This is a genomic window from Streptomyces sp. NPDC059895 (assembly GCF_042731035.1).
Lineage (GTDB): Bacteria > Actinomycetota > Actinomycetes > Streptomycetales > Streptomycetaceae > Streptomyces.
In genome coordinates, this window is record NZ_JBHWKO010000005.1 from 216723 (window position 1) to 242565 (window position 25843).

Sequence of the window (25843 nt, forward strand, 5' to 3'; positions counted from 1 at the left end):
CCGTTTTGCCCTGGGTTTCTGCGACTTTTCCCTCTTGTTCGGATTGTGGGGTTTTTCCGTCCCCGGCCGGGTCACGCCCCCAAAAACGCGGGGGGGGCCCGGGCGGGGGGGCGCCCCGCGCGGCCCCCGACGGTGTGGACGACCCTCAGCGGGTCGACGTCACTTGTTGACGCAGTAGTTGCCGAAGGCCGGGTTCAGCAGCCCGATCACCGAGATCGTGTTGCCGCAGGCGTTCACGGGGACGTGCACGGGCACCTGGATCACGTTGCCGGACGCGACGCCCGGGGAGTGCACGGCGGCACCCTGGGCACCGGAGTCGGCGACGGCCAGGCCCGCGCCCGCGAGAACCAGCCCACCGGTGGCAGCCGCGACGGCGACGACCTTCTTGATCATTATTCCTCCTAGTCGACAAAAGCGATCAAAGCGATCCCAATCAGCGGATCGCATCACCAGTAACGAGGAGGAATTAATGAGGCTACGCGCTTATCGTCGCATTCACTCTTCCCAGTCGGGTCCGCACAGGCGCACGATTAATCGAAACTCGTTTCACCGGGACAATTCAGGACGCGTCGATGAAACGGTCGAGCACGCGCACCCCGAACTGGAGCCCGTCCACCGGCACCCGCTCGTCGACGCCGTGGAACATGCCGGCGAAGTCCAGCTCCGGCGGCAGCTTCAGCGGGGCGAAGCCGAAGCCGCGGATGCCGAGGTCGTCGAAGGACTTGGCGTCCGTCCCGCCGGAGAGCATGTAGGGGATGGCCTTGGCGGTGGGGTCCTCGGCGAGCAGCGCCGACTGCATCGACTCCACCAGCGCCCCGTCGAACGACGTCTCCACGGCCTTGTCGGCGTGCACGTCCTCCCGCCGCACCTTCGGCCCGAGGATCCGGTCGAGGTCGGCGAGGAACTCCTCCTCGTGCCCCGGCAGGAAGCGCCCGTCGACGTGGGCGGTGGCCTCGCCCGGGATGACGTTGACCTTGTAGCCGGCGCCGAGCTGGGTCGGGTTGGCGGTGTTGCTGAGGGTGGCGCCGATCAGCTTGGCGATGCCGCCGAGCCGGGCGAGGGTCGACTCCATGTCCTCCGGGTCCAGTTCGAGGCCGAGCGCGTCCCCGAGCTCGTCGAGGAAGGCCCGGGTGGTCTTGGTGACCCGTACCGGGAACTTGTGGCGGCCCAGCCGCGCGACCGCCTCCGACAGCTCGGTGATCGCGTTGTCCCGGTGGATCATCGAACCGTGCCCGGCGGTGCCGGCGACGGTGAGCTTCATCCAGTGCATGCCCTTCTCGGCCGTCTGGATCAGGTAGAGCCGCCGCTGCTCGCTCACCGTGAAGGAGAACCCGCCCACCTCGCTGATCGCCTCGGTGACGCCCTCGAACAGCTCGGGGTGGTGGTCGACGAGGTAGCGGGCGCCGTACGTGCCGCCCGCCTCCTCGTCGGCGAGGAACGCGAGCACGATGTCGCGCGGGGGCCTGCGCCCGGTGCGCAGCCGGTCGCGGACGACCGCCAGGGTCATCGCGTCCATGTCCTTCATGTCGACGGCGCCCCGCCCCCACACGCACCCGTCGGCGACCTCGCCGGAGAACGGGTCGTGGGTCCAGTCGGCCGCGTTGGCCGGTACGACGTCGAGGTGGCCGTGGATCAGCAGCGCGGGCCGGGACGGGTCCTCGCCCTCGATGCGGGCCACGGTGGAGGCCCGGCCGGGGTGCGACTCGAAGATCTTCGGCTCCAGCCCCACCTCGGCGAGCTTCTCGGCGACGTACTCGGCCGCCGCGCGCTCACCCGGTCCCGAGTGGTCGCCGTAGTTGCTGGTGTCGAACCGGATCAGCTCGCGGCAGAGGTCCACGACCTCGTCCTCGCCGGTGACGCCCCTGGCCGTGTCGTCCGTCGCGCTCACGCTGGTTCCTCCCGCTGTCGCTGCTGTGGGTCACCCTCATCCTCCCCCCGCCCGCCGTCCGCGCCCAAGAGCGGCCCCGGCCCGTCACACCCCGTTCACGTCCGCCGCGGCGCCCGGCGGCCCACCTGTGATCGGGCACCCCGGAAAGCCTGGTAATGTTTACGACGTCACCGCGGGGGAAACCCCGCACGACAGACACCTTGTCCGGGTGGCGGAATGGCAGACGCGCTAGCTTGAGGTGCTAGTGCCCTTTATCGGGCGTGGGGGTTCAAGTCCCCCCTCGGACACACGGAGAGTGAGGGCCGCGACCGTCAGGTCGCGGCCCTCACTCGTGTCCGCGACCGGCTCCCGCCGTCCCGCCGTCCCGCCGTCCCGCACAATGGTGACCATGACCAGCCGTTCCTGCCCGTGCGGGCTGTCCGGGCCGTACGCGCAGTGCTGCGGCCGCTTCCACTCCGGCGCCGCCGCCGCGCCGACCGCCGAGGCGTTGATGCGCTCGCGGTACAGCGCCTTCGTGAAGGGGGACGCCGGCTACCTGCTGCGGACCTGGCATCCGCGGACCCGGCCCGAGCGGCTCGACCTCGATCCGCGGATGCGGTGGACCGGGCTGGAGATCCTCGACACGGTGGACGGGTCCGCCTTCCACCCCACGGGCGTCGTGGAGTTCCGGGCCTCCTACCGGGGCGGCGCCCTGCGCGAGCGGAGCCGGTTCGAGCGGGTCGACGGGGGCTGGGTGTACGTCGACGGGGAGTTCCCGGCGGAGTAGCGGCAGGCCTTCGCCCGCGCGGGCGGCGGCGTGGGTGCGGTGGGGCGGGGCTACGGCGTCACGGCGGTGTGCGGTGTGCGGCGGGGAGGGATGCGGGCTATGTCTACGGCGCCAGGATGTCCAGTTCCTGGAGCGCGCCCGCCGTGATCTCCCGGGTCAGTTTCTCCGCGCGGTCCGCGTCGCCCTCGCGGACCGCCTCCGCGAGCTGGACGTGCAGGGTGACGGCGGCCGGATCGGGGTCCTCGAACATCACCTCGTGGTGGGTGCGGCCGGCCAGGACCTCGGCGACGACATCGCCGAGGCGGGCGAACATCTCGTTGCCGGAGGCCACGAGGATCACCCGGTGGAAGGCCACGTCGTGGAAGAGGTACGCCTCCAGCCGGTGGCCGCGCGAGTTGGCGACCATGCCCAGGGCGCACTCGGTCAGTTCGGCGCACTGCCCCGCCGTGGCGTTGCGCGCCGCAAGAGCGGCGGCCACCGGCTCGATCGCCGAGCGCAGGACGGTGAGCGAGCGCAGCTGGTGGGGGCGGTCGGCGCCCGCCAGACGCCAGCGGATGACCTGCGGGTCGTAGACGTTCCACTCGGCCTTCGGACGCACCGTCACACCCACCCGGCGGCGGGACTCGACGAGGTGCATGGACTCCAGGACGCGGACCGCCTCGCGCATCACCGAGCGGGAGACGTCGAAGCGCTGGGCCAGCTCGTCGGTACGCAGGACGCTGCCCGGAGGGTACTCGCCCGCAGTGATCGCGGGGCCGAGGGTGTCCAGTACTTGGCCGTGCAGACCCCGGCCCGGAGTGGTCATGCACTCAGCGTACGGGGTACGTCACGGGGCCCAAAAGTCAGACTTATTTGTCACAGACTCTTGAATTAGTCGTACCTAATGGGTTTCAGTGTCGTCGACATCAGGTGTCGAGGAAGACAGCGAGGCAGAGATGCGAACCCCCCACGTCGTCGCGGTGATGGGCGTCGCCGGTACGGGCAAGACCACGATCGGTCCGCTGCTCGCCGCCCGGCTGGGCGTCCCGTACGCCGAGGGCGACGACTTCCACCCGCAGGCCAACATCGCGAAGATGTCGGCCGGCACCCCGCTCGACGACGACGACAGGTGGCCCTGGCTCGACGCCATCGGCACCTGGGCGCACGGGCGGGCCGGGCTCGGCGGGGTGGTCAGCTGCTCGGCACTGAAGCGGTCCTACCGGGACCGGCTGCGGACCGCCGCGCCCGACCTGGTCTTCGTCCACCTGGCGGGCGACCGCGCACTCATCGAGGACCGGATGGCGCAGCGGCAGGGGCATTTCATGCCGACCGCGCTGCTCGACTCCCAGTTCGCCACGCTCCAGCCGCTCCAGGAGGACGAGGCCGGGGTCGTCGTGGACGTGTCGGGCAGTCCCGAGGAGATCAGCCGGCGGGCCGTGGAGGCCCTGGCGTCGCTCCCCGAGCCGGCCGCGTAGGCCCGCCGCGCGAGCCCCTTCCTCTCCCTCTCCCCCATCCCCCGTATCAGTAAGGGACCCACGTGACCCCCGTGACCAGACTCAGCGTCGAGATGCTGGCAGCGGACACCGTCGAGCCGATCACCTCGGCCGGCCACGCCCAGCTGGGCATCGCCGTGCTGGCCGGCATCGCCGTCATCGTCCTGCTCATCACCAAGTTCAAGCTCCACGCCTTCCTGGCCCTCACCATCGGCTCGCTCGCGCTGGGCGCGTTCGCCGGGGCGCCGCTCGACAAGGCCATCACCAGCTTCACCGCCGGCCTGGGTTCCACGGTCGCCGGGGTGGGCGTGCTGATCGCGCTGGGCGCGATCCTCGGCAAGCTGCTCGCCGACTCCGGCGGCGCCGACCAGATCGTGGACACGATCCTCGCCAGGGCGAGCGGCCGTTCGATGCCGTGGGCGATGGTGCTGATCGCCTCCGTGATCGGTCTGCCGCTCTTCTTCGAGGTCGGGGTCGTGCTGCTGATCCCGGTCGTGCTCATGGTCGCCAAGCGCGGCAACTTCTCGCTCATGCGGATCGGCATCCCGGCGCTCGCCGGTCTGTCCGTGATGCACGGCCTGGTCCCGCCGCACCCGGGCCCGCTCGTGGCGATCGACGCCGTCCAGGCCAACCTCGGTGTCACACTCGCGCTGGGCGTCCTGATCGCCATCCCGACCGTGATCATCGCCGGTCCGGTGTTCTCCCGGTTCGCCGCCCGCTGGGTGGACGTGCCCGCGCCGGACCGCATGATCCCGCAGCGCCCCTCGGAGGAGCTGGAGCGCCGTCCGGGCTTCGGTGCCACGCTGGGGACCATCATGCTGCCGGTCGTGCTGATGCTGGCCAAGGCGCTGGTCGACATCGTCGTGGACGACCCCGAGCACTCCGTGCAGCGCGTCTTCGACGTCGTCGGCTCCCCGCTGATCGCCCTGCTGGCCGCCGTCATAGTCGGCATGTTCACGCTGGGCCGGCCGGCCGGGTTCTCCAAGGAGCGGCTCTCCCAGCTCGTCGAGAAGGGCCTCGCGCCGATCGCGGGCATCCTGCTGATCGTCGGCGCGGGCGGCGGCTTCAAGCAGACGCTGATCGACTCCGGCGTGGGGCAGATGGTCCTGGAGATCTCCGAGGACTGGTCGATCCCGGCGCTGCTGCTGGCCTGGCTGATCGCGGTGGTGATCCGGCTGGCGACCGGCTCGGCGACGGTGGCGACGGTCTCGGCGGCCGGTCTGGTCGCTCCCCTCGCGGCCGACATGTCGACCACCCACACGGCCCTGCTGGTCCTGGCCATCGGTGCCGGCTCCCTCTTCTTCAGCCATGTCAACGACGCCGGTTTCTGGCTGGTGAAGGAGTACTTCGGGCTGAGCGTCGGCCAGACGGTCAAGACCTGGTCCGTGATGGAGACGATCATCTCGGTCGTGGCCGGCGGCCTGGTCCTGCTCCTGTCACTGATCATCTAGAGGGCGGCGATCATCTAGGGGGTTCCGGCAGCCGCGGGGACCGCTCATGCAAGGGCTCCGCGGCTGCCGGGTGCCGGCCGCTCCGATCGCGTTCCACCGGGCCCGCCCCTCGGGCGCCGCCCGGCCGGGCGGCGCCCCGGCGACCGCCGCCCCCGCCTGCTGCTCCGGCTCCGTCCACCCGCGCCGCTCAGGTCAGGTGCCGGTGCGCCCGCCGCCCGAGTCCCTCATCCGCGCCACAGCGGATGCTCCCGCCCGGCCCACTCCCGGCTCACCGCCCCGGTCCGCATGCCCCGCCGGGCCTCCGGGTCGCCCAGGGCCATGCCGATGTGGCCGGCGAGGACGATGCCGATGGTCAGGGCCAGCCAGTCGTGGACGAAGGTCGCGCTGGTACGCCACATGATCGGGGTGAGGTGGGTGAACCACATGAGCAGTCCCGTACCCAGCATCACCAGCGTGGCGCCCGCGATCCAGGCGGCGTAGATCTTCTGCCCGGCGTTGAACTTGCCGGCCGGCCGGGACTCCCGCCGCCGGTCGCGGCGCAGGGCGGCGCGCAGCCAGCGGCGGTCGTGCGGGCCGAAGCGGTTGAGCCGGCCGAGGTCGGCGCGGAAGGCCCGGGAGGCCAGACCGGCCAGGACGGGTACGGGCAGGGCGAGGCCGGCCCACTCGTGGACGCGGACCACCAGCTCACGGCGGCCGACGAGCCGCGCGAACTCGGGGACGTAGAGGAAGGACGCCGTCACCACGCAGACGCCCATCAGCACGGCCGTCGTCCGGTGCACCCACCGTTCGGCCGGGGTGAAGCGACGGACTTCCGTGGCGGCCGACGCGGTCGGCGCGGTCGGCGCGGTCTCAGCTCGTGGGTTCATCGTCGCGTCCGTTCGAACGGCCCACCCAGGCGTCGACGTCGTAGCCGCGCTCCTCCCAGTAGCCGGGGCGCACCGTCTCGGTGACGGTGATGCCGGAGAGCCACTTGGCGGACTTGTAGAAGTACATGGGCGCCACGTAGAGGCGGACGGGGCCGCCGTGGTCGTGGCCCAGGTCCTCGTCCTGCATGCGCAGGGCGACCAGGACGTCGGCGCGGCGGGCCTGGGCGAGGGTGAGGCTCTCGGTGTAGGCGCCGTCGAAGCAGGTGAAGCGGACCGCGCCGGCCGTCGCGCGCACTCCGGCCGCGTCGAGCAGCACGGACAGCCGTACGCCTTCGAAGGGGGTTTCGGGCACCCGCCAGCCGGTGACGCACTGGACGTCCTTGACCAGACGGGTCTGGGGCAGGCCCTTGAGGTCGGCCAGGGTGTAGGCGGCGGGGCGGTCGACGAGGCCGTCGACGGCGAGGCGGTAGGTCCCGGCGTTCTTGCGGGGGACGGACGACGTCACCGAGTAGTAGCGGAAGCCGCCGCCGTTGGGGAGGAGACCGGTGAGGCCGGTGGGGTCCTTGTCGGCGGCGCCGCCGAGGAAGTCCTCCATGCCGCGCTGGAGGGTGGGAGCGGCGACGACGCCGAGGGCGCCCAGGCCGAGGGTGCCGAGGAAGACGCGGCGGCCGACGGGGGCGCCGCGTTCCTCGGGCTGTTCGGGATGCACGGGTCCATTCGAGCACTCGGGGGCCCGGCCTGGCCAGTGGCCTGGGGGGACGGTCAGGGTTCCGGGGTCGGTTCTCACCTGCTCCTCAGGTGACGGCCTTCCCGGTCCCGGGGCGATTGCCTGGTCCCGGGGCGATTGCCTGGTCCCGGGGCGATTGCCTGGTCCCGGGGCGATGCGGTCCCGTGGCGTCGGAATCGGAAGCGTCCCGGTCCTCGGGAGGGACCGGCCTCCCCGTCCTCGGAACCGAAGCGTCCCGGTCCCCGGGGCAGAGACGCGTCCCGGTCCCGGGCAGAGACGCGTCCCGGTCCCGGGCAGAGAAGCGTCCCGGCGCGCGGTCAGCCGCCGCCGAGCGCGCCGGCCCGGGCCGCGCGGAAGGCGGCGTACGGGTCGCGGTCCGGGTAGGACCAGGGTGCCGGGGTGGCGTGGTCGCCGATGCGGTGGAACAGGGCGGCCGCCTCGGCGGACCGCCCCTCGCAGACCTTGGCGTGGGCGAGGTAGTTCAGGTCGACCAGGCGGCGGGGGTGGCCTTCGTGCTCCCACTCCAGCCACCAGTCGAAGGCGGCCTTCATCACGTCCCCGGCCCGTGGGTCGCGCCAGTGCGCGGCGGTGGCCGGGTCGGCGGGGGCGAAGCCGCGGACGGCCAGGGCACGGTAGCGCTCGGCGTGCGCGACGATCGGGAGGATCGCCAGCGGGGAGTCCGCGGGGGCCTGCTCGGCGGCCCAGGCGGCGAACTCGTAGACCTCGTGCAGCGGGTCCGGACCGGCGGCCGCACGGCGCTCGGCGAGCAGGGCGACCATCAGGTGGTGGGCGTGGTGGTGGTCGCGGTGGCGGGTGCGGATCTCCTCGAAGATCCGCACGGCGTCGGCGGAGCCCTCGCGCTCCAGCATCAGCAGCCCGAGCCACGGGGTGGGGTCGGCGGGCGCGAGCGCGGCGGCGGCACGGCAGGCCGTACGGGCGCCCGCCGGGTCCTCCTCGCCCCGCAGGGCCCGGCGGACCCGGGCCAGGGCGCGCAGGACGGCCGCGTCGGCCGAGCCGGGTTCGGCGAGCAGCCACGCACCGGCCCAGGCGGCCGCGTACGGTTCGAGGGCGAGGACGGCGACGCGGTGGCCGCGGCGGTCCCAGTCGTCGCCGGTGCGGGCGAGCAGCGAGCGGGCGGCCTGCCAGCGGCCCTGCGCCAGGGCGGAGCGGGCCGCGGCGAGGTCGGTGTCGTCGAGCGCCGCGCCTGGATCCGCATCGGGATCCGCGCCAGGAGCCGCGTCGGGAGCCGCGTCGGACGGGCGGGCCGCGCGCTCGCGGTCCGGGTCTCGGTCCAAGTCCAGGTCCAGGTCCAGGTGGTCCAGGTGGTCCAGGTCCAGGTCTCGGTCTCGGGCTCTGTCCAAGTCCAGGTCCAGGTCCGGCTCTCGGCTTCGGTCTCGGTCGAGGGGGAGCGGGGGTGGGGGCACCGCGGGACTTCCTCATCCTCCTCGGTGACGGGCCTGGCAGCGGCCCGCGAGCGGCCGGTCGTCCACAGGAAATCCTCAGCTCGCGCCCATCGTCAAGGGCCGCGGTCACATGACAGGTGTCAACTTCTTCCGGATTCGGGGTACTTGGCCGCGGCCCTGCCTGGTGGGGGCGGGTACGCCCGGGCGCGGTGTGGCGTACGCCATGGCGCCGCCCGTTCCCGTCGCGGAGCATGGCCGTACGGTCGCCCCGCGCCGCCGGGCCCCGCGCCGGTTCCGTCGGGTGCCGCGACCGCGTCAGCCGCCCGGTCCCGGGGCCATCCCGGAAGCCGCTTCCGGGCACCCCCGGGCCTGGAGGGCGCCGGGGGCCTGCAGTCGGCCACAACGCACTCCCGTGGCCCGACCCGGTGATCGAGGTACGCAGCGTGTCGGTTCTGGTTCTGGTTCTCGCCGTGAGCGCCGCCTGCTGCCTGGGCTTCGGTTTCGTCCTCCAGCAGAGCGCGGCACAGCAGGCGCCCCTCGGCGACTTCCTGTCGCCCCGGCTGCTGCTCGACCTGATGCGGGTGCCGCGCTGGCTGGGCGGCATCGGGCTGATGGTGGCCGGCATGGTCCTGGGCGCGATCGCGCTGGGCAAGGGCGAGATCTCCCTCGTGGAGCCCCTGCTGGCGACGAACCTCCTCTTCGCGCTCGCCCTCTCCCGCCACCGGACCAGGCAGCCCGTGGGCCGCCAGGGCTGGGCGGGCCTGGTCCTCCTCGCGGGCGGAGTGAGCGCGTTCCTGCTGGCGGGCGAACCGCGGGGCGGCACCGCCGCCACCGACCCGCTGCGGCACTGGCTGATCATCGGCGCGACGGTCGGGCCGGCTTTGCTCCTCACGGTGTACGCCAAGCGCACCCGGCTGTCCTCGGCCCCGGTGCTGCTCTCCCTCGCGGCCGGGCTCCTGTACGGCGTGCAGGACGCCCTGACCCGGGTCAGCGGGGACCGCTTCGCCGAGGCGGGCCTCGTCGGGATGCTGAGCGGCTGGCAGCCGTACGCCGTGCCGGCCCTCGGGGTGACCGGGCTCGTCCTGGTGCAGAGCGCGTTCGAGACGGCACCGCTGCGCATGTCGCTGCCCGCGCTGACCGCGGCCCAGCCGCTCGCCGGGATCCTCTGCGGGGTCGGCTTCCTCGGGGACCGGCTGCGCACCGACACCGGCGCGCTGGCGTGGGAGGCGGCGGGACTCGCGGCGGTCGTCGCGGGCATCGTGCTGCTCGGGCTGCACCCGGCGCTGCCGCAGGGCACCACCGCCCGCGAGCGGGTGCGCGGCCTCCAGCCGAGCTGAGGCCGGGACGGGGTCCGGCCGGACGACGGGCGCCGTCCGGCGCCTGCTTGGATGGGCGCATGAGCACTGCTGACGAGATCCTCGACATCGTCGACGAGCACGACCGGGTCGTCGGACAGTCCCCCCGGGGTGACGCCTACGCGGCCGGTCTGCGCCACCGTTGCGTCTTCGTCCAGGCGCGGGACGCCGACGGCCGGCTCTTCGTCCACCGCCGCACCCCGACCAAACTGGTCTTCCCCTCCCTGTACGACATGTTCGTCGGCGGGGTGGTCGGCGCGGGCGAGGCGTACGACGACGCGGCCCTGCGGGAGGCCGAGGAGGAACTCGGCGTGAGCGGGCTGCCCCGCCCGGAGTTCCTCTTCAAGTTCCTGTACGACGACGGCGCCGGGCGGACCTGGTGGTCGGCGGTGTACGAGGTGCGCTGCGAGCTGCCCGTACGGCCCCAGGCGGAGGAGGTCGCCTGGTACGGCTTCCTGTCCGAGGAGGAGGTCGAGCGGCGGCTGTCCGAGTGGGAGTGGGTGCCGGACGGGGCGGCGGCGTACGAGCGGCTCAGGGCCCACCGGGCGACGGGCTGAGCGGAGCGGCGCCCGGCGGCCGCTGGTGCCGGACATGCCGCCTGTGCCGCGGGGGGGGCGCCTGTGCCCTGCGGGTCCTTTGTCCCACCAGCACGCTGGCAACGCCTGTTCGACAGGCCCCGGGTAGGGTCCTGAGAGTGATCGACTTCGCGCGGAACGTCCGGTTGTGGTTCGTGCCCGAGAGGGTGCGGCAGGAGGGGGGTACCCCCGACTACCGCTTCTCGCTGGCCAACGAGCGCACCTTCCTGGCGTGGCTGCGGACCGCGCTCGCGCTGGTCGGCGGCGGGTTCGCGGTGGACCAGTTCCTGCCCGACCTGCGGTGGGGCTGGCGGGTCGGGTTCGCGCTGGCGCTGCTGGCGGCGGGCGTGCTGTGCTCGTTGCGCGCGGTGAACCACTGGGTGCGGTGCGAACGGGCGATGCGGCGGGGCGAGGACCTGCCGACGTCCCGGTTCCCCGCGCTGCTCAGTCTCGCCGTCGCGGTGGTGGCCGTCGCGATGGTCGCCGTGGTGCTGCTCGGATGGGACGGGTGAACGGCGGTCGCGACCCCGGGCTCCAGCCCGAGCGGACGCGGCTCGCCTGGCGGCGGACGACGCTGTCGAGCACCGTGGCCGCCGTCCTGGCCGTGAAGACGGCGCTGCACGGCGGGCCGTCGGCCGGCGGGATCGTGGTCTGCGCGCTGTGCTGCGGGCTCTGGCTGGCCTTCCTGCTGCTCGCCCACCGCCGGATCCGCGTCCTCGCGGCGGCGCCCGCGCCACCGGCCCTGGCCCCGGCGCACGCCACGGCGGCCGTCCTGTGCGCGGTGGCGATGGCGGTGTGCGCGGCGGCCCTGGTCGTCGTCTAGGCCGTACCCGCCTCGCGCCCACCCGGCGACCGCGACCGCCGCTGCGGCTACGGCTACGGCTACGGCTACCAGCCCGTCGCCTCCGTCCCCGTCTCCTCCTCCCACTCCACCGTCACCACGATCTTGCCCTGGGTGCGCCCCTCCTGGTTGGCGCGGTGGGCGTCCGCCGCGCGGTCGAGGGGGTAGGTCCGCGAGACGTGGACGGACACCGCGCCCTGTTCCGCCAGTTCGGCCAGTCGGGCGAGGTCCTCGGCGTCGGGGCGGACGAAGCAGTAGCGGCCGCCGTAGTCGACGACGTCCTGGTCGGCGATCGAGACCAGGCGGCCCTCGGGGGCCAGCAGGTTGGCGGAGGTCTTCAGGGTGTCGCCGCCGATGGTGTCGAAGGCCGCGTCGACGCCCTCCGGGGCGAGGCCCCGCACGCGTTCGGCCAGGCCCTCGCCGTAGGTCACGGGTTCGCCGCCGAGGGAGCGGACGAAGTCGTGGTGGGGCTCGCTCGCCGTACCGATGACCCGGGCGCCCAGGTGGTGGGCGAGCTGGACGGCGATCGAGCCGACGCCGCCCGCGGCCGCGTGGATCAGGACGGTCTCGCCGCGCTTCACCTGGAGGGCGCGGGTCAGCACCTGGTAGGCGGTGAGGCCCGCCAGGGGCAGCCCGGCGGCCTCCTCCCAGGTGAGGTTGCGCGGTTTGCGGGCGAGGGCGCGCACCGGGGCGGCGACGTACTCGGCGAAGGTGCCGCGGGAGAGGAAGTCCTCGCGGACGTAGCCGATGACCTCGTCGCCGACCGAGAACTCCGGGACGGACGCGCCGGGCCGGACCACGACGCCCGCGACGTCCCAGCCGGGGATCACGGGGAACGCGGCGTCGAGGATCCCGTCGAGCAGGCCCTCGCGGCACTTCCAGTCGACCGGGTTGACGGCGGCCGCCCGCACCTTGACGAGGACCGAGTCGGGGCCGACCTTCGGGTCGCGCACCTCCCCGTACTCGAGGACCTCGGGACCGCCGTACCGGCTGTAGCTGATGCCCTTCATGCCTTCGACCCTCCGGGGTACTCGAGCGCCACGCAAGCCCGGATGTCCCGATATGTGCCGTTCGCGTGGCAGCCTGGCCGTCGTCCACCCCGTACCCCCGGAGGCGAGCACCATGACCACCCTCCACAAGGAGCACACGGCCCACACCCATCTCCACGGCCCGGACTGCGGGCACCCCGAGGTCCCGCACGGCGACCACGTCGACTACGCCCACGACGGGCACCTGCACCGCGAGCACGGCGGCCACTGGGACGAGTGCGAGCCCGGCGGGCACATGCCCCACGAGGGGCACGAGCACCGGCACGGCGAGGGCTGCGGGCACGCGCGCGTGCTCCACGGCGACCACGTCGACTACCTGCACGACGGCCACCGGCACGCCGAGCACGAGGGGCACTGGGACGACCACTGAGCCGTCCGCCGCGCGCGGTGCGGCGGCGGGCGGCGGAGCCGCGGCGGCTGCCCGGACGGCGTGCGGGAAACCGCCGCCCTCGGGTGGCGCCGATCACGTTGGGCACCGCCTCTGGACGGCATACCGACCGGTCGGCATCATGGGGCAGGTCTCGTTGACCCGTCCGTAGGAGCGACGCATGAGCCCCGACCACCCGCCCGGACTCGACCTCGACCGGCTGCGCACCCTGCTCGACCGCGAGCGGCCCGGTCTGGTCCACGGCCCGCTCGGCGGCCGGCTGATCGAGGGCGGACGGTCGAACCTCACCTACGCGGTCTCCGACGGCGAGGCGAAGTGGGTCGTACGGCGGCCCCCGCTCGGCCACGTCCTGGCCACCGCGCACGACATGCGGCGCGAGCACCGGGTGATCAGCGCCCTGCACCCGACCAGCGTGCCGGTGCCGGCGCCGGTGCTGCTGTGCGAGGACGAGGAGGTGCTCGGCGCGCCGTTCTACGTGATGGAGTTCGTGGAGGGCACGCCCTACCGGACCGCCGAGCAGCTCGCCCCGCTGGGCACGGAGCGCACCCGGGGCGCCGTCCTGTCGCTGGTGGACACGCTCGTGGAGCTGCACGCGGTGGACCCCGCCGAGGTGGGCCTCGGCGACTTCGGCCGCCCCGAGGGCTTCCTCGACCGCCAGCTGCGGCGCTGGGGCAAGCAGCTGGACGCCTCCCGCAACCGGGACCTGGCGGGCATCGACGAGCTGCACGCGGCGCTCGGCCGGGACCTGCCCTCCTCCCCCGCCCCGGCCGTCGTGCACGGCGACTACCGGCTCGACAACGTCCTGATCGGCGAGGACGACACGATCAGGGCGATCCTCGACTGGGAGATGTCGACGCTCGGCGACCCGCTCACCGACCTGGGTCTGCTGGTGATGTACTGCATGCCGCTCGGGACGCCCGACTCGCCCGTCTCCACCACCGCCGAGGCCCCGGGGCACCCGGATCCGGCCGAACTGATCGAACGGTACGCGGCCCGCTCGGGGCGCGACGTCTCGGCCGTCTCCTGGTACACGGCGTTCGCGTGGTTCAAGCTCGCCGTGATCCTGGAGGGCATCCACTACCGCTACACCCTGGGCCAGACGGTCGGCCGCGGCTTCGACCGCATCGGTGACCTCGTGCCCGTCTTCATCGACCACGGACTGACCACCCTCCAGGAAGGCTGACGCCCATGGACTTCGCGTTCGACGCGCGCACCGAGGAACTCCGCGCCAAGCTGCTCGCCTTCATGGACGATTACGTGTACCCGGCCGAGGCGGTCGTCGAGGAGCAGCGGGCCGCGCTCGCCTCGCCGTGGGAGACCCCGGCGGTGGTGGAGGAGCTGAAGGCCGAGGCGCGCCGGCAGGGGCTGTGGAACCTCTTCCTGCCCGACTCCGAGTACGGCGCCGGGCTGACCAACCTCCAGTACGCGCCGCTGGCGGAGATCACCGGCCGCAGCCCGCAGCTCGCGCCCACCGCGCTGAACTGCTCGGCACCCGACACCGGCAACATGGAGGTGCTGGCGCAGTTCGGCGACGAGCGGCAGCGCAAGCAGTGGCTGGAGCCGCTGCTGGCCGGGGAGATCCGCTCGGCGTTCGCGATGACGGAGCCGGAGGTGGCCTCCTCCGACGCCACGAACATCACCACGCGCATCGAGCGGGACGGCGACGAGTACGTCGTCACCGGCCGCAAGTGGTACATCTCCGGGGCGATGGACCCGGACTGCGCGATCTTCATCGTGATGGGCAAGACGGACCCGGACGGGGCGGACATCCGCCGCCAGCAGTCCATGGTGCTCGTGCCGCGCGACACCCCGGGGGTGACCGTGCGGCGCGCGATGAGGGTCTTCGGCTACGAGGACCACTACCACGGCGGCCACGCCGAGGTGGTCTTCGACCACGCGCGCGTGCCGGTGACGAACCTGATCGGCGAGGAGGGCGGCGGCTTCGCCATCGCCCAGGCCCGGCTCGGACCGGGCCGCATCCACCACTGCATGCGCCTGATCGGCATGGCGGAGCGGGCCATCGAGCTGATGTGCCGGCGGGCGGTGTCCCGCACGGCGTTCGGCAAGGCGCTGGCGCAGCAGGGCGTGGTGCACAACTGGATCGCCGACGCGCGGGTGACGGTCGAGCAGTTGCGGCTGCTGGTGCTGAAGACGGCCTGGATGATGGACACGGTCGGCAACCGGGGCGCCCACACGGAGATCCAGGCGATCAAGATCGCCACTCCCCGGGCCGTGGTCGGCATCATCGACCGGGCGATCCAGTTGCACGGCGCGGGCGGGGTGAGCCAGGACTTCCCGCTGGCCGAGCTGTACGCCGGGGCCCGGACCCTGATGCTCGCCGACGGGCCGGACGAGGTGCACCAGCGGTCGCTGGCGCGGCGGGAGCTGAAGAAGTACGCGTGACCGGCCGCAGGGGCGGCCGAGGGTTCCTCGCCCCCGCCGCCCCTGCCCGTCCCGTACCCGGGGGCTCCGCCCCCAGAGCCCCGTTTCGGCCCTGGACGGGCCTCGTCCTCGAACGCCGGACGGGCTGTACGGGCACGCCCTCCGGAGGGCGGGGCGGCTACGGGCGCAGGGCGCGCAGCAGCAGGTCGGCCAGGTGGTCGGCGACCTCCTTGGGGCTCATCGGCCCGTCGGGGCGGTACCAGGTCGACAGGTGGTGGACCGAGCCGAAGTGGTAGTCCACGACCAGGTCGGCGGGGGTCGCCGTGGAGAACACCCCGGCCTCCTGGCCCTCCTCGACCAGGGCGCGGAAGCGCTCGTGGTAGCGGCGGCGCTCGGCCCGGACCTGCTTGTTCTTCTCGGGGCTCAGGTGGTGCATCGAGCGGAAGAAGATCGACGCGTCGTCGAGGTTCTCGATCGTCGTGACGACGACGTCGGCCGCCGCGTCCCTCAGACGCTTCTCGATCGGCTCGTCGGCGCCGGCGAAGGCGTCCAGCCGCTCCTGCTGGACGCGCAGCACGCGCGCGTACACCTCGTGCAGGAGGTCGTCCTTGGAGCCGAAGTAGTGGTAGAGCGCCCCCTTGGTGACGCCGGCCGCCTCGACGATCTCCTGCACGGAGGTGCGGTCGTAGCCCCGCTCGGCGAAGAGCCGGGTGGCGGCGGCCAGCAGCCGCTGCGGCACGGGTGTCCCGTCACCGTCCGTCGTCCTGGGCACTGCCGCCACCTGCCTTTCTCGATGCCTTCTCGGCGTCCGCCTCAACGGCTGTCGTGCGCGCGGGAACGCAGTTCCCGACGGAGGATCTTGCCACTCGCCGTCTTGGGCAGGTCGGGCAGGATCTCCACCTGTCGCGGGTACTTGTAGGCGGCAAGTCTCTCCTTGCAGTACACCGCGAGTTCATCCGGGTCCGTGTCGGCGCCCGGGCGCAGGCTGATGTACGCCTTGACGGTCTCCCCCCGGTAGCCGTCGGGCACCCCGACGACGGCCGCCTCGCGCACCGCCGGGTGGGTGTACAGCACGTCCTCGACCTCGCGCGGCCAGACCTTGAAGCCGGACGCGTTGATCATGTCCTTCTTGCGGTCGACGACGTAGAGCCAGCCCTGTTCGTCCATGAAGCCGATGTCGCCGGTGCGCAGTTCGCCGCCGGGGAAGGTGTCGGCGGTGGCGTCGGGGCGCCGCCAGTAGCCGGGCACGACCTGCGGCCCGCTCACGACGATCTCGCCCTGCTCCCCGAAGGGCACCTCCTCGCCCCGGTCGTCGACGATCCGTACGACCGTGTCGGGGCCGGGCACGCCGACCGCGAGCGTCCCCGACACCGGGTCGACCGGCGCCTCCCGGTGGGGCGGGACGGAGGCGCAGGGGGCGGTGCACTCGGTCAGGCCGTAGCCGTTGCGGATGTACGGGCCGAAGCCCGCCCGGAACTTCTCCACCAGGGCCGGCGGCAGCGGGGCGCCGCCGGAGGAGATGTTCACGAAGGAGGAGAAGTGGTCGCGGGTGACGTCCGGGTGGGCGGCCAGCGCCATGAACGCCGTGGCCGGGCCGACGGTGTAGTGCGGGCGGTGCTCGGCGAACGCCTCCAGGACGACGCCCGCCTCGAACCGGTAGGTCAGCACGAGCGTGCCGACGCTGTTCACGCAGGCGGCGAGCTGGCAGACCATGCCGGTGATGTGGAAGAGGGGCGCGAGCGCGTAGTAGACGGGCGCCTCGGGCAGGCGCAGGCCGGTGCGCTGCCGTTCGGCGTTGTGCATGATGTTGGCGTGGGTGTTGACGGCGCCCTTCGGGGTGCCGCTGGTGCCGGAGGTGTAGCTGATCAGCGCGGCGTCGGAGGCGTCCGGGGCGCGGTCCTCGGGTGCCCGGTGGCCGGCGCGGGCGACGGCGGTGAGGTCGTCGGCGTCCGGCGCCTGCGGGAGCCGTTCGAAGGTGAGCACCCGTGTGTCGCCACGGGTCTGGAAGTCCAGCTCGCAGGCCGTGAGCACGATCCGCACCGGCGAGTCGGCGGCCGTGTCGCGCAGGTACGACTCCCAGGCGCGGTCCGAGCAGACCAGCGCGGCGACCTCGCCGTCCCGCAGGACGTGGGCCACCTCCCCCGCCTTGTACATCGGGTTGACCGGGACGACGGTCGCGCCCGCCTTCCAGGCGCCGAGGACGGCGAGGACGAAGTGCGGGGAGTTCTGGAGCAGGACGGCGACCCGGTCGCCGCGCTCCAGGCCGCGGGCGGCCAGGTGGCCGGCGATCGAGTCGCTCAGCTCGTCGGCCTCGCGGTAGCCGATCCGTCCGCCGAAGTAGGCGAGGAAGGTGCGCTCCGGGGCCTCGGCGGCGGCCCTGCGCAGGGCATGGACCAGGGACGCTTCGGGGTCGACGGGGGCGCGCTGGGCCTCGTCGAGGAGGGCCAGCCAGGGCTGGGCTGCGTAGCGTGACGCGGTCACCGTGCGGTCTCCCACTTCTGCTGGATGTGGTTCATGGTCGTCAGCCAGCGCTCGGGGTCGGCGGCGCGGGCCTGGTAGTACCCGGCGACCTCGGGGTGCGGGAGGATCAGGAAGCGGTCCTCCTCGATGCCCTGGAACAGGGCGTCGGCCACCGCCCGCGGTTCGATCGCGGTCGCCCTGAGCACCAGGTCGCCCGCGCTGCCGGCGGCGTCGAGCATGTCGGTGCGCACTCCTTGCGGACAGATGGCGTGGACCTTGATCCCGCGGTGGCGGTAGGTCAGCGACAGCCACTCGGCGAAGGCGTAGGCGCCGTGCTTGGTGACGCTGTAGGCGGCCGCGCCGATCATGGTGAGCAGTCCGGCGGCGGAGACGGTGGAGACGAAGCGGCCGCCGCCGCGCTCCAGCCAGTCCGGGAGCAGGGCCTGGGCGGCGCGGACGTGGGCCATGACGTTGACGTCCCAGGACACCGTCCAGGCGCGCTCGTCGAGCGGCGCGCCGGCGTCGGCGCCGTCGAAGGCGACGCCCGCGTTGGCGCAGTAGACGTCGACGGTGCCGCCGAGGGCGTCCCGGGCCGCGTCGACGATCGCGGAGGCGTCGCCGGGGAGGGAGATCCCGCCGACCTCGTCGGCGACCGCCTTCGCCCGGTCGGCGTCCAGGTCGTTGACGACGACGCGGGCTCCCTCGGCGGCGAAGCGGCGGGCGAGGGCGGCGCCTATGCCGCCTCCCGCTCCGGTGACGACGACTCCGGCACCCTGCACGGTTTGCACCATCGGTCTCCTTCGACGCGACTGCGACACGGCTACGGCACGGCTGCGGCACCGCTGCTGCACTGCTGCTGCACGGCAGGGCGTACCCGGACGGGCGTACGCGGCGTGGCGTGCGGCGGCTCCGCTGCCGCGTCAGACTAACCGGTCGGTATGTTGCAGGGAAGGGTGGACGCGGGACACATACCTCCATGCGCCTCTCCCGACGAGGTCTCCTCGCCGCCACCGCCGTGGCGTCCCTGCCCGCGCCCGGTGCCGCCGTCGCCGCCGGGCCCGGCGGGCGGCTGAGAACCGGTTTCGAACGGCTCGCCGACGACGGGTACGCCCTGCTCCGCGGAGCGCGCGTCGGTGTGATCACCAACCCCACCGGAGTCACCCGCGACCTCCGGCACGTCGTCGACGTGATGCACACCGACGCCCGTGTCGACGTCACGGCCGTCTTCGGCCCCGAGCACGGCTTCCGGGGCACCGCGCAGGCGGGCGGCTCGGAGGGCCGGTACGACGACGCGGCGACCGGGCTGCCCGTGTACGACACGTACCGCAAGAGCGGCCGGCCGCTCGCGGGCGTCTTCGCCGCGTCCGGCGTCGACACGGTCGTCTTCGACGTCCAGGACGTCGGCGCCCGCTTCTACACGTACATCTGGACGCTCCACGACTGCATGGCGGCGGCGCGCCTGGCGGGGCTGCGGTTCGTGGTGCTGGACCGGCCGAACCCGGTGACCGGGCGGACGGCGCTGGGGCCGGTGCTGCGGCCGGAGTTCGCGAGCTTCGTCGGGCGGCGGCCGATCGCGCAGGCGCACGGCATGACGGTCGCTGAGCTGGCCCGGCTGTTCAACGGGGAGTTCCTGGAGGCGCCGGTGGAGCTGGCCACCGTGCGGATGACCGGGTGGCGGCGGTCGCAGTGGTACGACGCGTCGGGGCTGCCGTGGGTGCCGCCGAGCCCGAACGTGCCGACGCCCGACACGGCCCTCGTGTACGCGGGGACCTGCCTGTTCGAGGGGACGAACCTGTCGGAGGGGCGGGGCACCACCCAGCCGTTCGAACTGCTCGGCGCGGAGGGGATCGACGGGCGGTGGGCGGCCGCCCTGAACGGGCTGGAGCTGCCCGGGGCGCGCTTCAGGGAGGCGTACTTCACGCCGTCCTTCGACAAGTTCCGGGGCCGGACCGTGGGCGGGGTCCAGATCCATGTGCACGACCGGGACGCCTTCGACCCCGTCCGTACCGGCGTCGCCCTGCTGGTGACGGCCAAGCGGGTCTGGAACGGCTTCGCGTGGCGTCCGGACCACTGGATCGACCGGCTGACGGGGTCCGCCCGGGTGCGCACGGCGATCGACGCGGGCGCGGGAGTGGACGAGGTGGTGGCGGGCTGGCAGGAGGAACTGGCCGCTTTCCGGCGGTTGCGGAAGGAGTACCTGCTGTACGGATGAGCGGGCCGGATCCGTACGGACCCGGCCCGCCGTGGGTTCAGCGGTGTGTGGTGAACTCCACGACCTGCTGGTAGGTGGGCCGGTTCTGCCAGCTGACGGCGCCGTGCCCGATGCCGCCGAGGGCGCGCTGGACGATCGAGTCGGCGCACCACTGGTCGCCCGCCGCGCACAGGTCGTCACCGGGGTAGACCTGGGCCGCGGTCCGGCCGGCCGCCGTCTTCAGTGTGCTGATCAGGACGTCCCGGCAGGCGCTGAGGCTGCCGCCGCCGCAGTACGTGCGCGCCAACGGGCCCTGCACCGGCTCGCCGAGCACCGCCCGGATGTCCTTGTCGACATAACTCCACCAGCCGTACTGGAAGGCGCTCCCGGCGTGCGCGCCGGTCGGGCCGTGGGCGGCCGACGGGGTCTCGTCGACGGGCAGGTTGGCGGTGAACGCCGTGTACAGCCCGGCGCCCAGACCCGGTTCGAACTCGGCCCGCACCAGCAGCGGCCACCAGGCGTCCAGGATGCGGATCGCGTCGGCGTCGGCGTACGTCCTCGAACCGGCCGTCGTCTCCGTGCGCCTGCCGCCGGCGGTCAGCCAGGCCTGGAGCCTGCTCACGGCCGACGCGGCGGTCGTGTCGGTGACCGGCGAGCTGTTGATCACTCTCAGCAGGTCGGGCAGGACGTCCTCGGCGCGCAGGTCGGCGAGGGCCGCGTCCGCCATGGCCTTCACCAGGGCGGCACGGGTGACGCCGCCGGCCTGCACCAGCTTCCTCACCCGGGTCTCGAGGAGGTTGCCCCGGTGCACGGACCCGTCGCCCCAGGACGCGCTCGCGTAGTCCTCGGCCTGCTTGTTGTTCCAGGAGATGTAGTAGTCCTGGTCGATGGACCGGGGGTGCGCCGAGGCAGGCGTGTAGTCGGCCGTGCCGGTCGCCGGGTCCCAGTTGCGCCACTCGTACGCGGACCGCGCCCACACCGGGAACTCGGCGTCGACGCCGCTCGCGCGCACCGGGTTGTCACCGCTGTTGTAGTACGCGGTGTGCTCGGAGTCGGCGTAGAACCAGTTGAAGGTGTAGTTGATGTGCTGCACCGCGCTCTGGAAGGTCTGCGGGCTCGTCACGTGTCCGGGGTCGTTGAGCATCTGGAAGCCGATGATGGAGTCGACCTCGTGCCGGAAGGACGAGCGCAGGGTGGTGTAGGCGACCTTCGTGCCGCCGACCGTCGCCCGGTGGGTGACGGGGCCGTACGCGGTGCGCCAGACGCGCATCGTGTACGAGCCGGCCGCGGTGCCGTCGGCCGTGGTCGGCGTCCAGGCGTTCTTCTGTTCGACCTTCTCCATCGCCGTGCAGGTGCCGCGGTACAGGTAGTGGTGGTCGTCCTGGCACAGTTCGACGGCGTAGGTGTCGATGACGTCCTGGCCCGACGTGGTGGCGCTCCACGCGTAGTCCTGGCCGCGGCCGAGCTCGACGTACATGCTCAGGCCCGCGAAGGAGGCGCCGCGGGCGCTGATGCCCGGGCCCTGGAGCTCCTGGAGCAGCAGCAGCTGCGGGGCGAAGTAGCCGGTCTGCGGGCCGAAGACGGCGATCGGGTGGCCGCTCGCGGTGTGGTCGCCGCTGACCACGAGGGCGTTGGACATGCCGCGCCGGGCGGAGGTGAGGGCGGTGGCGGCGGCCGTGGCGGAGGCGGTCGTCGCGGTGGCGGCGGCCGCGCTGCCGGTACGGTCGTACACCAGCGGCTCCTCGACCACCGAGCCGGCGTCGGGCAGCGCCAGGCCCTGCGGGTCGTCGGGCCGGACGGCGTAGGGGAAGCTGCTGCCGTCGTGGAGGGTCATGACGGCCTCGGGGTCGTCGCGTTCGCGGAAGGACTCCCAGACCTCGGTGCCCTCCTCGACGCCGTACCGCTCCTGCGCCGCCAGCAGGGAGATCGCGTTGGCGACCTCGCCGCCGCCGCCGGAGCCGAAGAGGGCGCCGACCACCGAGGCCAGCGCCACCAGGTCGGTGACGGTGAACCGGGCGATGGTCCCGGCGTTGGTGATCGAGTCCTTGTGCCCGGTCAGCACGTATTCACCGGGGAAGTAGCGGCCGCTGTCGGAGGCGTCGATGTAGGCGTTGATGCCGTCGAGGTAGGCCTTGGCGTCGGCCAGGGCCTGCTGTCCGCGGGCGCCGTTGCCGGCCACCGCGTCGTCGATCTGGGCCTGGAGGTCGGCCTCGGTGTAGGGGGCGTTGCGCCAGAACTGCTGCTCCAGGCCCTGGTTGGAGGCGGCGCCGCCCGCGAAGGAGGTGAGCCGGCCGCGGCCGACGTGCCGGAGGACGTCCATGAGCCACAGCCGGTCCTCGGCTGCGGCATAGCCGGCACCGAACTCCGTGCCGTACCTGGTGGTACCGGTGATGTGCGGGACGCCCGTCTTCTTGTCGCGGACGATCGTGACGTCGCCGCGGCCGGCGGGATTCACGGTGGAGGCGATTTGATCGGCGGGGACCCCGAACGACGCGTCGTTGAAGAACGTGTTGATCGTGGCATCGGTGAGGGTGGACTGCCCCTTGGCCAGGGCGGCGTAGGGGCCGAGCTGGTCCTCGGCGTGCGCGGGCTGGGTGCCGAAGGCCTGGTGGAGCAGGATCTGGGCGAGGGTGGCGTTGCCGTTCTGGCCGGGCGGCAGGATGTCGGAACACCGGCCGCCGCAGTGGTCGTTCGCGGCCGCGGCCACGGCCCCGGCCTCGGTGGCCGCGGCGGGGCGGGGTGCCCCGGCGACCGCCGCCGCCGGGGAAAGAGGTGTCAAAAGACCGGCCAACAGGACGCATACGGATGCGGTCTTCAGGAACCCGGGGAATCTGCCGGGAGTTCTCAGTTCGTCGAGGGCGGTGCGTGGGGTTCGCCGTGGCATCGGCAGCTCCTCGCGACGGGGGTGGCCGGAAGGTTACCGCCGGTATCCCCGGGATTGAAGATGAACATGCGTCACTTTTGGGAGTCGCCTCATCCGGCTTGTGGGACGGCACCGGACATCGGATGGAGCCGAGGGGAGCCGAATCGCGTGTCGATACGTCTATTCGACGACGTCGTGCGAAGTCCGTGCGATGAACGCCGAAGTGACCGAAGTGCAGGTGCAGATGTGACGGAGGTGCAAGGCGATGGCGGGTTTCCGGAGTCTGGCGAGACAGGTGCGCGACCCGCGGTGCGATCTGGCGCTGCGGCGGTACTCACTGCGCAAGTGCCTTGAGCGGTTCGCCCCTTACGGGCACAGGGCGACCTGGGACCATCTCTGCTCCCGGGCGGGCTTCGGCCCCGAGGACCGCTCCCCCGACCCGGCGCGGCTCGTGGCCGCGTTGGAGGAACTGGAGGAGGCGCGGGCGGTGTGGCTGGCCTACGAGGTCGAGTTCGCCGAGCGCCGCAGGAAGGAGAAGCACGACGGGCTGCGCAGGCCCGGCAGTGTGGACGACTGGCACCGGCTGACCTGGGGCGGCTTCGGTGTGGCGTGGTGCGACGACCCGCGGGTCCACCCCCGTGAGCCGCTGGCCGAGGTACTGCGCCGGCTGATCGCCGCGCTGGAGCGCGCGCCGGGCTCCGGCTGCCCGGTGTGCGGCGGCGAGCGGCTGGTGTGGAAGTACGGCCTGGACCACGAGCCGTCGGCGGGTCCGGTCTGCACGGACTGCGGGATACTCGTGCCCCGGCCCGTGCTCACGCCCGACGCGCTGGCGTACGCCCGGCGCGGCGGACGACTGCTGGTGTCGGCCTGAGAGGACGACGGGGGTACGGGGGGCGACGGGGGGACGGAGGGCGACGGGGGGACGGAGGGCGACGGGGGTGCGTCGGGGATGCCGCACCCCCTGTGTCACCGCCCCGTGGCCCTCGCCGCCGGCCCCCGCCCGGGGCGGCTGTCGCCATCGGGACATGATGCGGGTCTGTCCGAACGGGGCGCGGGGCGCGGCCGACGGCACGGCGGTACCGCTGACCCCGCGGGCGTCGGCGCGGGCGGCGGCGGAGGCCGTCGCGCCGGGCGCCGGCGAAGTACACGTCCTCCCCAGGCTCCGTGCGGGCGGGACGGTCTGTCGCGCCCCGGATCGGCCTGGAGGGACACCCTGGTCCTGACGGACGGGCGACGGACGCCGCCCAACGCTCAGTTGGTGGCGGCGGCCCTGCACCAGTACGGGTGCGCCCAGCGCTCGTCGTAGGGCAGGGCGAGGAGTTCGGCGCGGGTGGCGAGGTCGGCGAGGGCAGCGGCAAGGGGCGGAGTGGGCATGGGAGTCCGTCCCGTCCGGACTCCGAGCGCGACGGTGTGGCCGTCGGCCGAAGAGGGTGATGCTACCAGCGGCTAATCAGGTCGCTCCCGTGGTTTCTACCAGCGAGAGTTGGGGGCGACGAGATCGAGCCGAGTTCACGAGGGAGTCCGCGATGTCGACGCTGCGCGTCACCGCCGAAGTGCTGACCGTCCATGACCACCCCAACGCCGACGCCCTCGAACTGGCGCAGGTCGGCCTGTACCGGGCCGTCGTCGCCAAGGGCGCCTACCGCACCGGCGATCGGGCGGTCTACATCCCCGAGCAGGCGGTGCTCCCGGCCGGGCTCATCGAGGAGTTGGGGCTGACCGGGCGGCTGGCGGGCGGCAACGCGGACCGGGTCAAGGCCGTACGGCTGCGGGGCGAGCTGTCGCAGGGCATCGTGTGCCGGCCGAAGGCGCTGGCGGACGTCGACCTCGCGCGGGCGGCGGAGGAGGGGACCGACTTCGCCGAGCGGCTCGGGATCACCAAGTGGGTGCCACCGGTCCCGCCGACGATGAACGGCGAGGTCGAGCAGGCACCGGACCTGCTGCCGTGGGTCGACATCGAGAACGTCCAGCGCTACCCCGACGTCTTCCGGCCCGGTGAGCCGGTGGTGGTCACCGAGAAGCTGCACGGGTCGGCGTGTCTGCTGACGTACGTCGCGGACGAGGGGCGGGTGCACGTCTCCTCGAAGGGCTTCGGCGCGCGGTCGCTGGCGCTGAAGGAGGACCCGGGGAACCTGTACTGGCGGGCCGTGCGGCTGCACGGTGTCGCCGAGGCGGCGGCACGGGTCGCCGAGCGGCTCGGCGCCCGGCGGGTCGGCGTCTTCGGCGAGGTGTACGGGGCGGGCGTGCAGGACCTCGCCTACGGTGCCGACGGCCGCCGGGACACCCTCGGGTACGCCGTGTTCGACGTGTCCGCGGAGATCGGGGGCGCGGTGCGGTGGCTGGACACGGCGGAGGTGTCGGCACTGCGGGACGAACTGCCCCTGGTGCCCACGCTGTTCGAGGGCCCGTACGACAGCGCGCGGGTGCTGGAGCTGGCGAGCGGACGGGAGACGGTGTCCGGGCGCGGGCTGCACCTGAGGGAGGGCGTGGTGATACGGCCGGCGGTGGAGCGGTACAGCGCGGTGACCGGGGGGCGGGCGATCGCGAAGGCGGTGAGTGCGGCGTATCTGACGCGGAAGGGCGGTACGGAGTACGAGTAGGGGCGCGCAGCCGGCGCCCCGGTGGCGCGGGCTCGTGCTGTCAGGCGCAGCCGTTCACGGGGGGCGGGGCGGCGTCGGTGGGGGTCTTGTCGCGCTGTCCGGTGTCCGTGGGGCCGGCCAGCAGGCGGGAACCCGACCGGCGTTGGCCGAAGGTGTCGTCGGGGTTGGACAGCACGCAGGTGTCGAGGGAGAGACAGCCGCAGCCGATGCAGTCGGTGAGGTGGTCGCGGAGGCGGTTGAGCCGCTTGATGCGTTCGTCGAGTTCGGCCCGCCAGGCCTCGGAGAGGCGGGCCCAGTCCTCGTGGGTGGGGGTGCGCTCCTCGGGGAGTTCGGCGAGCGCCTCGCGGATCGTGGCGAGGGGGATGCCGACGCGCTGGGCGGCGCGGACGAAGGCGACGCGGCGGAGGGTGTCGCGGGAGTAGCGCCGCTGGTTGCCCGGGGTGCGGCGGCTGCTGATGAGCCCCTTGGACTCGTAGAAGTGCAGGGCGGAGACGGCGGCGCCGCTGCGGGCGGCGAGCTGGCCCACCGTGAGTTCGTGGATCTTCTCTGGGATCTGGGGCACCTCT

General features: G+C 73.1%; 26 protein-coding genes and 1 tRNA gene. 14 read left to right on the forward strand and 13 right to left on the reverse strand.

Going from position 1 to position 25843, the window contains the following annotated elements:
- Positions 1 to 159 precede the first annotated feature (159 nt).
- Both chpH and ACFV9M_RS08435 read right to left on the reverse strand, forming a co-directional pair.
- Entirely contained in the window at positions 160 to 393 is a 234-nt protein-coding gene (gene chpH, locus ACFV9M_RS08430; protein ID WP_385066921.1) for a chaplin ChpH, read from the reverse strand.
- 166 nt (positions 394 to 559) lie between these two features.
- Positions 560 to 1888 (reverse strand): M20/M25/M40 family metallo-hydrolase, encoded by a 1329-nt coding sequence (locus ACFV9M_RS08435; protein WP_385066918.1) that lies wholly within the window; start codon positions 1886 to 1888, stop codon positions 560 to 562.
- Between the two features lie 202 nt (positions 1889 to 2090).
- Here ACFV9M_RS08435 and ACFV9M_RS08440 point away from each other — a divergent pair.
- Together ACFV9M_RS08440 and ACFV9M_RS08445 are read left to right on the forward strand one after the other, a co-directional pair.
- Positions 2091 to 2175: transfer RNA gene (locus ACFV9M_RS08440), tRNA-Leu, on the forward strand.
- A 92-nt stretch (positions 2176 to 2267) separates the two neighbouring features.
- Positions 2268 to 2654 (forward strand): YchJ family protein, encoded by a 387-nt coding sequence (locus ACFV9M_RS08445; RefSeq protein ID WP_385066916.1) that lies wholly within the window; start codon positions 2268 to 2270, stop codon positions 2652 to 2654.
- Between the two features lie 103 nt (positions 2655 to 2757).
- Here ACFV9M_RS08445 and ACFV9M_RS08450 read toward each other — a convergent pair whose 3' ends face one another.
- Positions 2758 to 3459 carry a FadR/GntR family transcriptional regulator gene (locus ACFV9M_RS08450; RefSeq protein WP_385066914.1) on the reverse strand — a complete coding sequence of 234 codons (702 nt, stop codon included), beginning with the start codon at positions 3457 to 3459 and terminating at the stop codon, positions 2758 to 2760.
- A 130-nt stretch (positions 3460 to 3589) separates the two neighbouring features.
- Here ACFV9M_RS08450 and ACFV9M_RS08455 point away from each other — a divergent pair, with 130 nt between their 5' ends.
- Both ACFV9M_RS08455 and ACFV9M_RS08460 read left to right on the forward strand, forming a co-directional pair.
- Positions 3590 to 4108: a gluconokinase gene (locus tag ACFV9M_RS08455; protein ID WP_385066912.1), complete on the forward strand. Its 519-nt coding sequence runs from the start codon at positions 3590 to 3592 to the stop codon at positions 4106 to 4108.
- Between the two features lie 71 nt (positions 4109 to 4179).
- On the forward strand, positions 4180 to 5577 hold the full coding sequence (locus ACFV9M_RS08460; protein ID WP_385066910.1) for a gluconate:H+ symporter: 1398 nt from the start codon (positions 4180 to 4182) through the stop codon (positions 5575 to 5577).
- A 224-nt stretch (positions 5578 to 5801) separates the two neighbouring features.
- On the opposite strand, the gene ACFV9M_RS08465 is transcribed toward ACFV9M_RS08460, so the two are convergent.
- From ACFV9M_RS08465 to ACFV9M_RS08475, 3 genes are all read right to left on the reverse strand, one after another.
- Positions 5802 to 6443 carry a cytochrome b/b6 domain-containing protein gene (locus ACFV9M_RS08465; RefSeq protein ID WP_385066907.1) on the reverse strand — a complete coding sequence of 214 codons (642 nt, stop codon included), beginning with the start codon at positions 6441 to 6443 and terminating at the stop codon, positions 5802 to 5804.
- On the reverse strand, positions 6427 to 7152 hold the full coding sequence (locus ACFV9M_RS08470) for a molybdopterin-dependent oxidoreductase (protein ID WP_385066905.1): 726 nt from the start codon (positions 7150 to 7152) through the stop codon (positions 6427 to 6429). Before ACFV9M_RS08470 ends, ACFV9M_RS08465 begins: the two co-directional genes overlap by 17 nt.
- A 335-nt stretch (positions 7153 to 7487) precedes the next feature.
- The gene (locus ACFV9M_RS08475; RefSeq protein ID WP_385066902.1) at positions 7488 to 8531 is read right to left on the reverse strand and encodes a hypothetical protein; all 1044 of its coding nucleotides are present in this window, start codon (positions 8529 to 8531) and stop codon (positions 7488 to 7490) included.
- Between the two features lie 485 nt (positions 8532 to 9016).
- Between ACFV9M_RS08475 and ACFV9M_RS08480 the strand changes: the two genes are divergently transcribed.
- From ACFV9M_RS08480 to ACFV9M_RS08495, 4 genes are all read left to right on the forward strand, one after another.
- Positions 9017 to 9910, forward strand: a complete 894-nt coding sequence (locus ACFV9M_RS08480; protein ID WP_385066899.1) for a DMT family transporter — start codon at positions 9017 to 9019, stop codon at positions 9908 to 9910.
- Between the two features lie 59 nt (positions 9911 to 9969).
- Positions 9970 to 10485: an NUDIX hydrolase gene (locus ACFV9M_RS08485; protein ID WP_385066896.1), complete on the forward strand. Its 516-nt coding sequence runs from the start codon at positions 9970 to 9972 to the stop codon at positions 10483 to 10485.
- A 137-nt stretch (positions 10486 to 10622) separates the two neighbouring features.
- Positions 10623 to 11015, forward strand: a complete 393-nt coding sequence (locus ACFV9M_RS08490; protein ID WP_385066894.1) for a YidH family protein — start codon at positions 10623 to 10625, stop codon at positions 11013 to 11015.
- Positions 11003 to 11326 carry a DUF202 domain-containing protein gene (locus tag ACFV9M_RS08495; protein WP_385066891.1) on the forward strand — a complete coding sequence of 108 codons (324 nt, stop codon included), beginning with the start codon at positions 11003 to 11005 and terminating at the stop codon, positions 11324 to 11326. Before ACFV9M_RS08490 ends, ACFV9M_RS08495 begins: the two co-directional genes overlap by 13 nt.
- A gap of 65 nt (positions 11327 to 11391) precedes the next feature.
- On the opposite strand, the gene ACFV9M_RS08500 is transcribed toward ACFV9M_RS08495, so the two are convergent.
- The gene (locus tag ACFV9M_RS08500) at positions 11392 to 12354 is read right to left on the reverse strand and encodes an NADP-dependent oxidoreductase (RefSeq protein ID WP_385066890.1); all 963 of its coding nucleotides are present in this window, start codon (positions 12352 to 12354) and stop codon (positions 11392 to 11394) included.
- Between the two features lie 112 nt (positions 12355 to 12466).
- On the opposite strand from ACFV9M_RS08500, the gene ACFV9M_RS08505 reads away from it, so the two are divergent.
- From ACFV9M_RS08505 to ACFV9M_RS08515, 3 genes are all read left to right on the forward strand, one after another.
- A complete protein-coding gene (locus ACFV9M_RS08505; protein WP_385066887.1) occupies positions 12467 to 12763 on the forward strand; it encodes a hypothetical protein in 297 nt (98 codons plus the stop codon).
- 178 nt (positions 12764 to 12941) lie between these two features.
- Positions 12942 to 13964: a phosphotransferase family protein gene (locus ACFV9M_RS08510; protein ID WP_385066884.1), complete on the forward strand. Its 1023-nt coding sequence runs from the start codon at positions 12942 to 12944 to the stop codon at positions 13962 to 13964.
- Between the two features lie 5 nt (positions 13965 to 13969).
- Positions 13970 to 15184: an acyl-CoA dehydrogenase family protein gene (locus ACFV9M_RS08515; RefSeq protein ID WP_385066882.1), complete on the forward strand. Its 1215-nt coding sequence runs from the start codon at positions 13970 to 13972 to the stop codon at positions 15182 to 15184.
- Positions 15185 to 15341: 157 nt separating this feature from the next.
- On the opposite strand, the gene ACFV9M_RS08520 is transcribed toward ACFV9M_RS08515, so the two are convergent.
- From ACFV9M_RS08520 to ACFV9M_RS08530, 3 genes are read right to left on the reverse strand one after another with little or no spacing between them, the layout of a single operon-like run.
- The gene (locus tag ACFV9M_RS08520) at positions 15342 to 15935 is read right to left on the reverse strand and encodes a TetR/AcrR family transcriptional regulator (RefSeq protein ID WP_385066881.1); all 594 of its coding nucleotides are present in this window, start codon (positions 15933 to 15935) and stop codon (positions 15342 to 15344) included.
- 41 nt (positions 15936 to 15976) lie between these two features.
- Positions 15977 to 17644, reverse strand: coding sequence for a class I adenylate-forming enzyme family protein (locus ACFV9M_RS08525; RefSeq protein WP_385066878.1), 1668 nt, complete (start codon positions 17642 to 17644; stop codon positions 15977 to 15979).
- Positions 17641 to 18414: an SDR family oxidoreductase gene (locus tag ACFV9M_RS08530; RefSeq protein ID WP_385066876.1), complete on the reverse strand. Its 774-nt coding sequence runs from the start codon at positions 18412 to 18414 to the stop codon at positions 17641 to 17643. Before ACFV9M_RS08530 ends, ACFV9M_RS08525 begins: the two co-directional genes overlap by 4 nt.
- 185 nt (positions 18415 to 18599) lie before the next feature.
- Here ACFV9M_RS08530 and ACFV9M_RS08535 point away from each other — a divergent pair, with 185 nt between their 5' ends.
- Positions 18600 to 19835, forward strand: a complete 1236-nt coding sequence (locus ACFV9M_RS08535) for an exo-beta-N-acetylmuramidase NamZ domain-containing protein (RefSeq protein WP_385066873.1) — start codon at positions 18600 to 18602, stop codon at positions 19833 to 19835.
- A gap of 37 nt (positions 19836 to 19872) precedes the next feature.
- Here the strand turns inward: ACFV9M_RS08535 and ACFV9M_RS08540 are convergent, their stop codons facing one another.
- A complete protein-coding gene (locus ACFV9M_RS08540) occupies positions 19873 to 22698 on the reverse strand; it encodes a penicillin acylase family protein (protein WP_385066871.1) in 2826 nt (941 codons plus the stop codon).
- A gap of 244 nt (positions 22699 to 22942) precedes the next feature.
- On the opposite strand from ACFV9M_RS08540, the gene ACFV9M_RS08545 reads away from it, so the two are divergent.
- Complete coding sequence (locus ACFV9M_RS08545) at positions 22943 to 23548, forward strand: hypothetical protein (protein WP_385066868.1); 606 nt, start codon at positions 22943 to 22945, stop codon at positions 23546 to 23548.
- Between the two features lie 380 nt (positions 23549 to 23928).
- On the opposite strand, the gene ACFV9M_RS08550 is transcribed toward ACFV9M_RS08545, so the two are convergent.
- Positions 23929 to 24051, reverse strand: coding sequence for a hypothetical protein (locus ACFV9M_RS08550; protein ID WP_385066867.1), 123 nt, complete (start codon positions 24049 to 24051; stop codon positions 23929 to 23931).
- Between the two features lie 152 nt (positions 24052 to 24203).
- Here ACFV9M_RS08550 and ACFV9M_RS08555 point away from each other — a divergent pair, with 152 nt between their 5' ends.
- A complete protein-coding gene (locus ACFV9M_RS08555; protein WP_385066866.1) occupies positions 24204 to 25277 on the forward strand; it encodes an RNA ligase (ATP) in 1074 nt (357 codons plus the stop codon).
- A gap of 40 nt (positions 25278 to 25317) precedes the next feature.
- On the opposite strand, the gene soxR is transcribed toward ACFV9M_RS08555, so the two are convergent.
- A complete protein-coding gene (soxR, locus tag ACFV9M_RS08560) occupies positions 25318 to 25839 on the reverse strand; it encodes a redox-sensitive transcriptional activator SoxR (RefSeq protein WP_385066865.1) in 522 nt (173 codons plus the stop codon).
- Positions 25840 to 25843 lie beyond the last annotated feature (4 nt).

Excerpts from the sequence above, each read along its gene's own strand:
- chpH (WP_385066921.1), bottom strand. The coding sequence starts at position 393 with ATGATCAAGAAGGTCGTCGCCGTCGCGGCTGCCACCGGTGGGCTGGTT.
- ACFV9M_RS08445 (WP_385066916.1), top strand. The coding sequence starts at position 2,268 with ATGGTGACCATGACCAGCCGTTCCTGCCCGTGCGGGCTGTCCGGGCCG.
- ACFV9M_RS08450 (WP_385066914.1), bottom strand. The coding sequence starts at position 3,459 with ATGACCACTCCGGGCCGGGGTCTGCACGGCCAAGTACTGGACACCCTC.
- ACFV9M_RS08455 (WP_385066912.1), top strand. The coding sequence starts at position 3,590 with ATGCGAACCCCCCACGTCGTCGCGGTGATGGGCGTCGCCGGTACGGGC.
- ACFV9M_RS08465 (WP_385066907.1), bottom strand. The coding sequence starts at position 6,443 with ATGAACCCACGAGCTGAGACCGCGCCGACCGCGCCGACCGCGTCGGCC.
- ACFV9M_RS08485 (WP_385066896.1), top strand. The coding sequence starts at position 9,970 with ATGAGCACTGCTGACGAGATCCTCGACATCGTCGACGAGCACGACCGG.
- ACFV9M_RS08495 (WP_385066891.1), top strand. The coding sequence starts at position 11,003 with ATGGGACGGGTGAACGGCGGTCGCGACCCCGGGCTCCAGCCCGAGCGG.
- ACFV9M_RS08500 (WP_385066890.1), bottom strand. The coding sequence starts at position 12,354 with ATGAAGGGCATCAGCTACAGCCGGTACGGCGGTCCCGAGGTCCTCGAG.
- ACFV9M_RS08505 (WP_385066887.1), top strand. The coding sequence starts at position 12,467 with ATGACCACCCTCCACAAGGAGCACACGGCCCACACCCATCTCCACGGC.
- ACFV9M_RS08510 (WP_385066884.1), top strand. The coding sequence starts at position 12,942 with ATGAGCCCCGACCACCCGCCCGGACTCGACCTCGACCGGCTGCGCACC.
- ACFV9M_RS08515 (WP_385066882.1), top strand. The coding sequence starts at position 13,970 with ATGGACTTCGCGTTCGACGCGCGCACCGAGGAACTCCGCGCCAAGCTG.
- ACFV9M_RS08530 (WP_385066876.1), bottom strand. The coding sequence starts at position 18,414 with ATGGTGCAAACCGTGCAGGGTGCCGGAGTCGTCGTCACCGGAGCGGGA.
- ACFV9M_RS08535 (WP_385066873.1), top strand. The coding sequence starts at position 18,600 with ATGCGCCTCTCCCGACGAGGTCTCCTCGCCGCCACCGCCGTGGCGTCC.
- ACFV9M_RS08540 (WP_385066871.1), bottom strand. The coding sequence starts at position 22,698 with ATGCCACGGCGAACCCCACGCACCGCCCTCGACGAACTGAGAACTCCC.
- ACFV9M_RS08545 (WP_385066868.1), top strand. The coding sequence starts at position 22,943 with ATGGCGGGTTTCCGGAGTCTGGCGAGACAGGTGCGCGACCCGCGGTGC.
- ACFV9M_RS08550 (WP_385066867.1), bottom strand. The coding sequence starts at position 24,051 with ATGCCCACTCCGCCCCTTGCCGCTGCCCTCGCCGACCTCGCCACCCGC.
- ACFV9M_RS08555 (WP_385066866.1), top strand. The coding sequence starts at position 24,204 with ATGTCGACGCTGCGCGTCACCGCCGAAGTGCTGACCGTCCATGACCAC.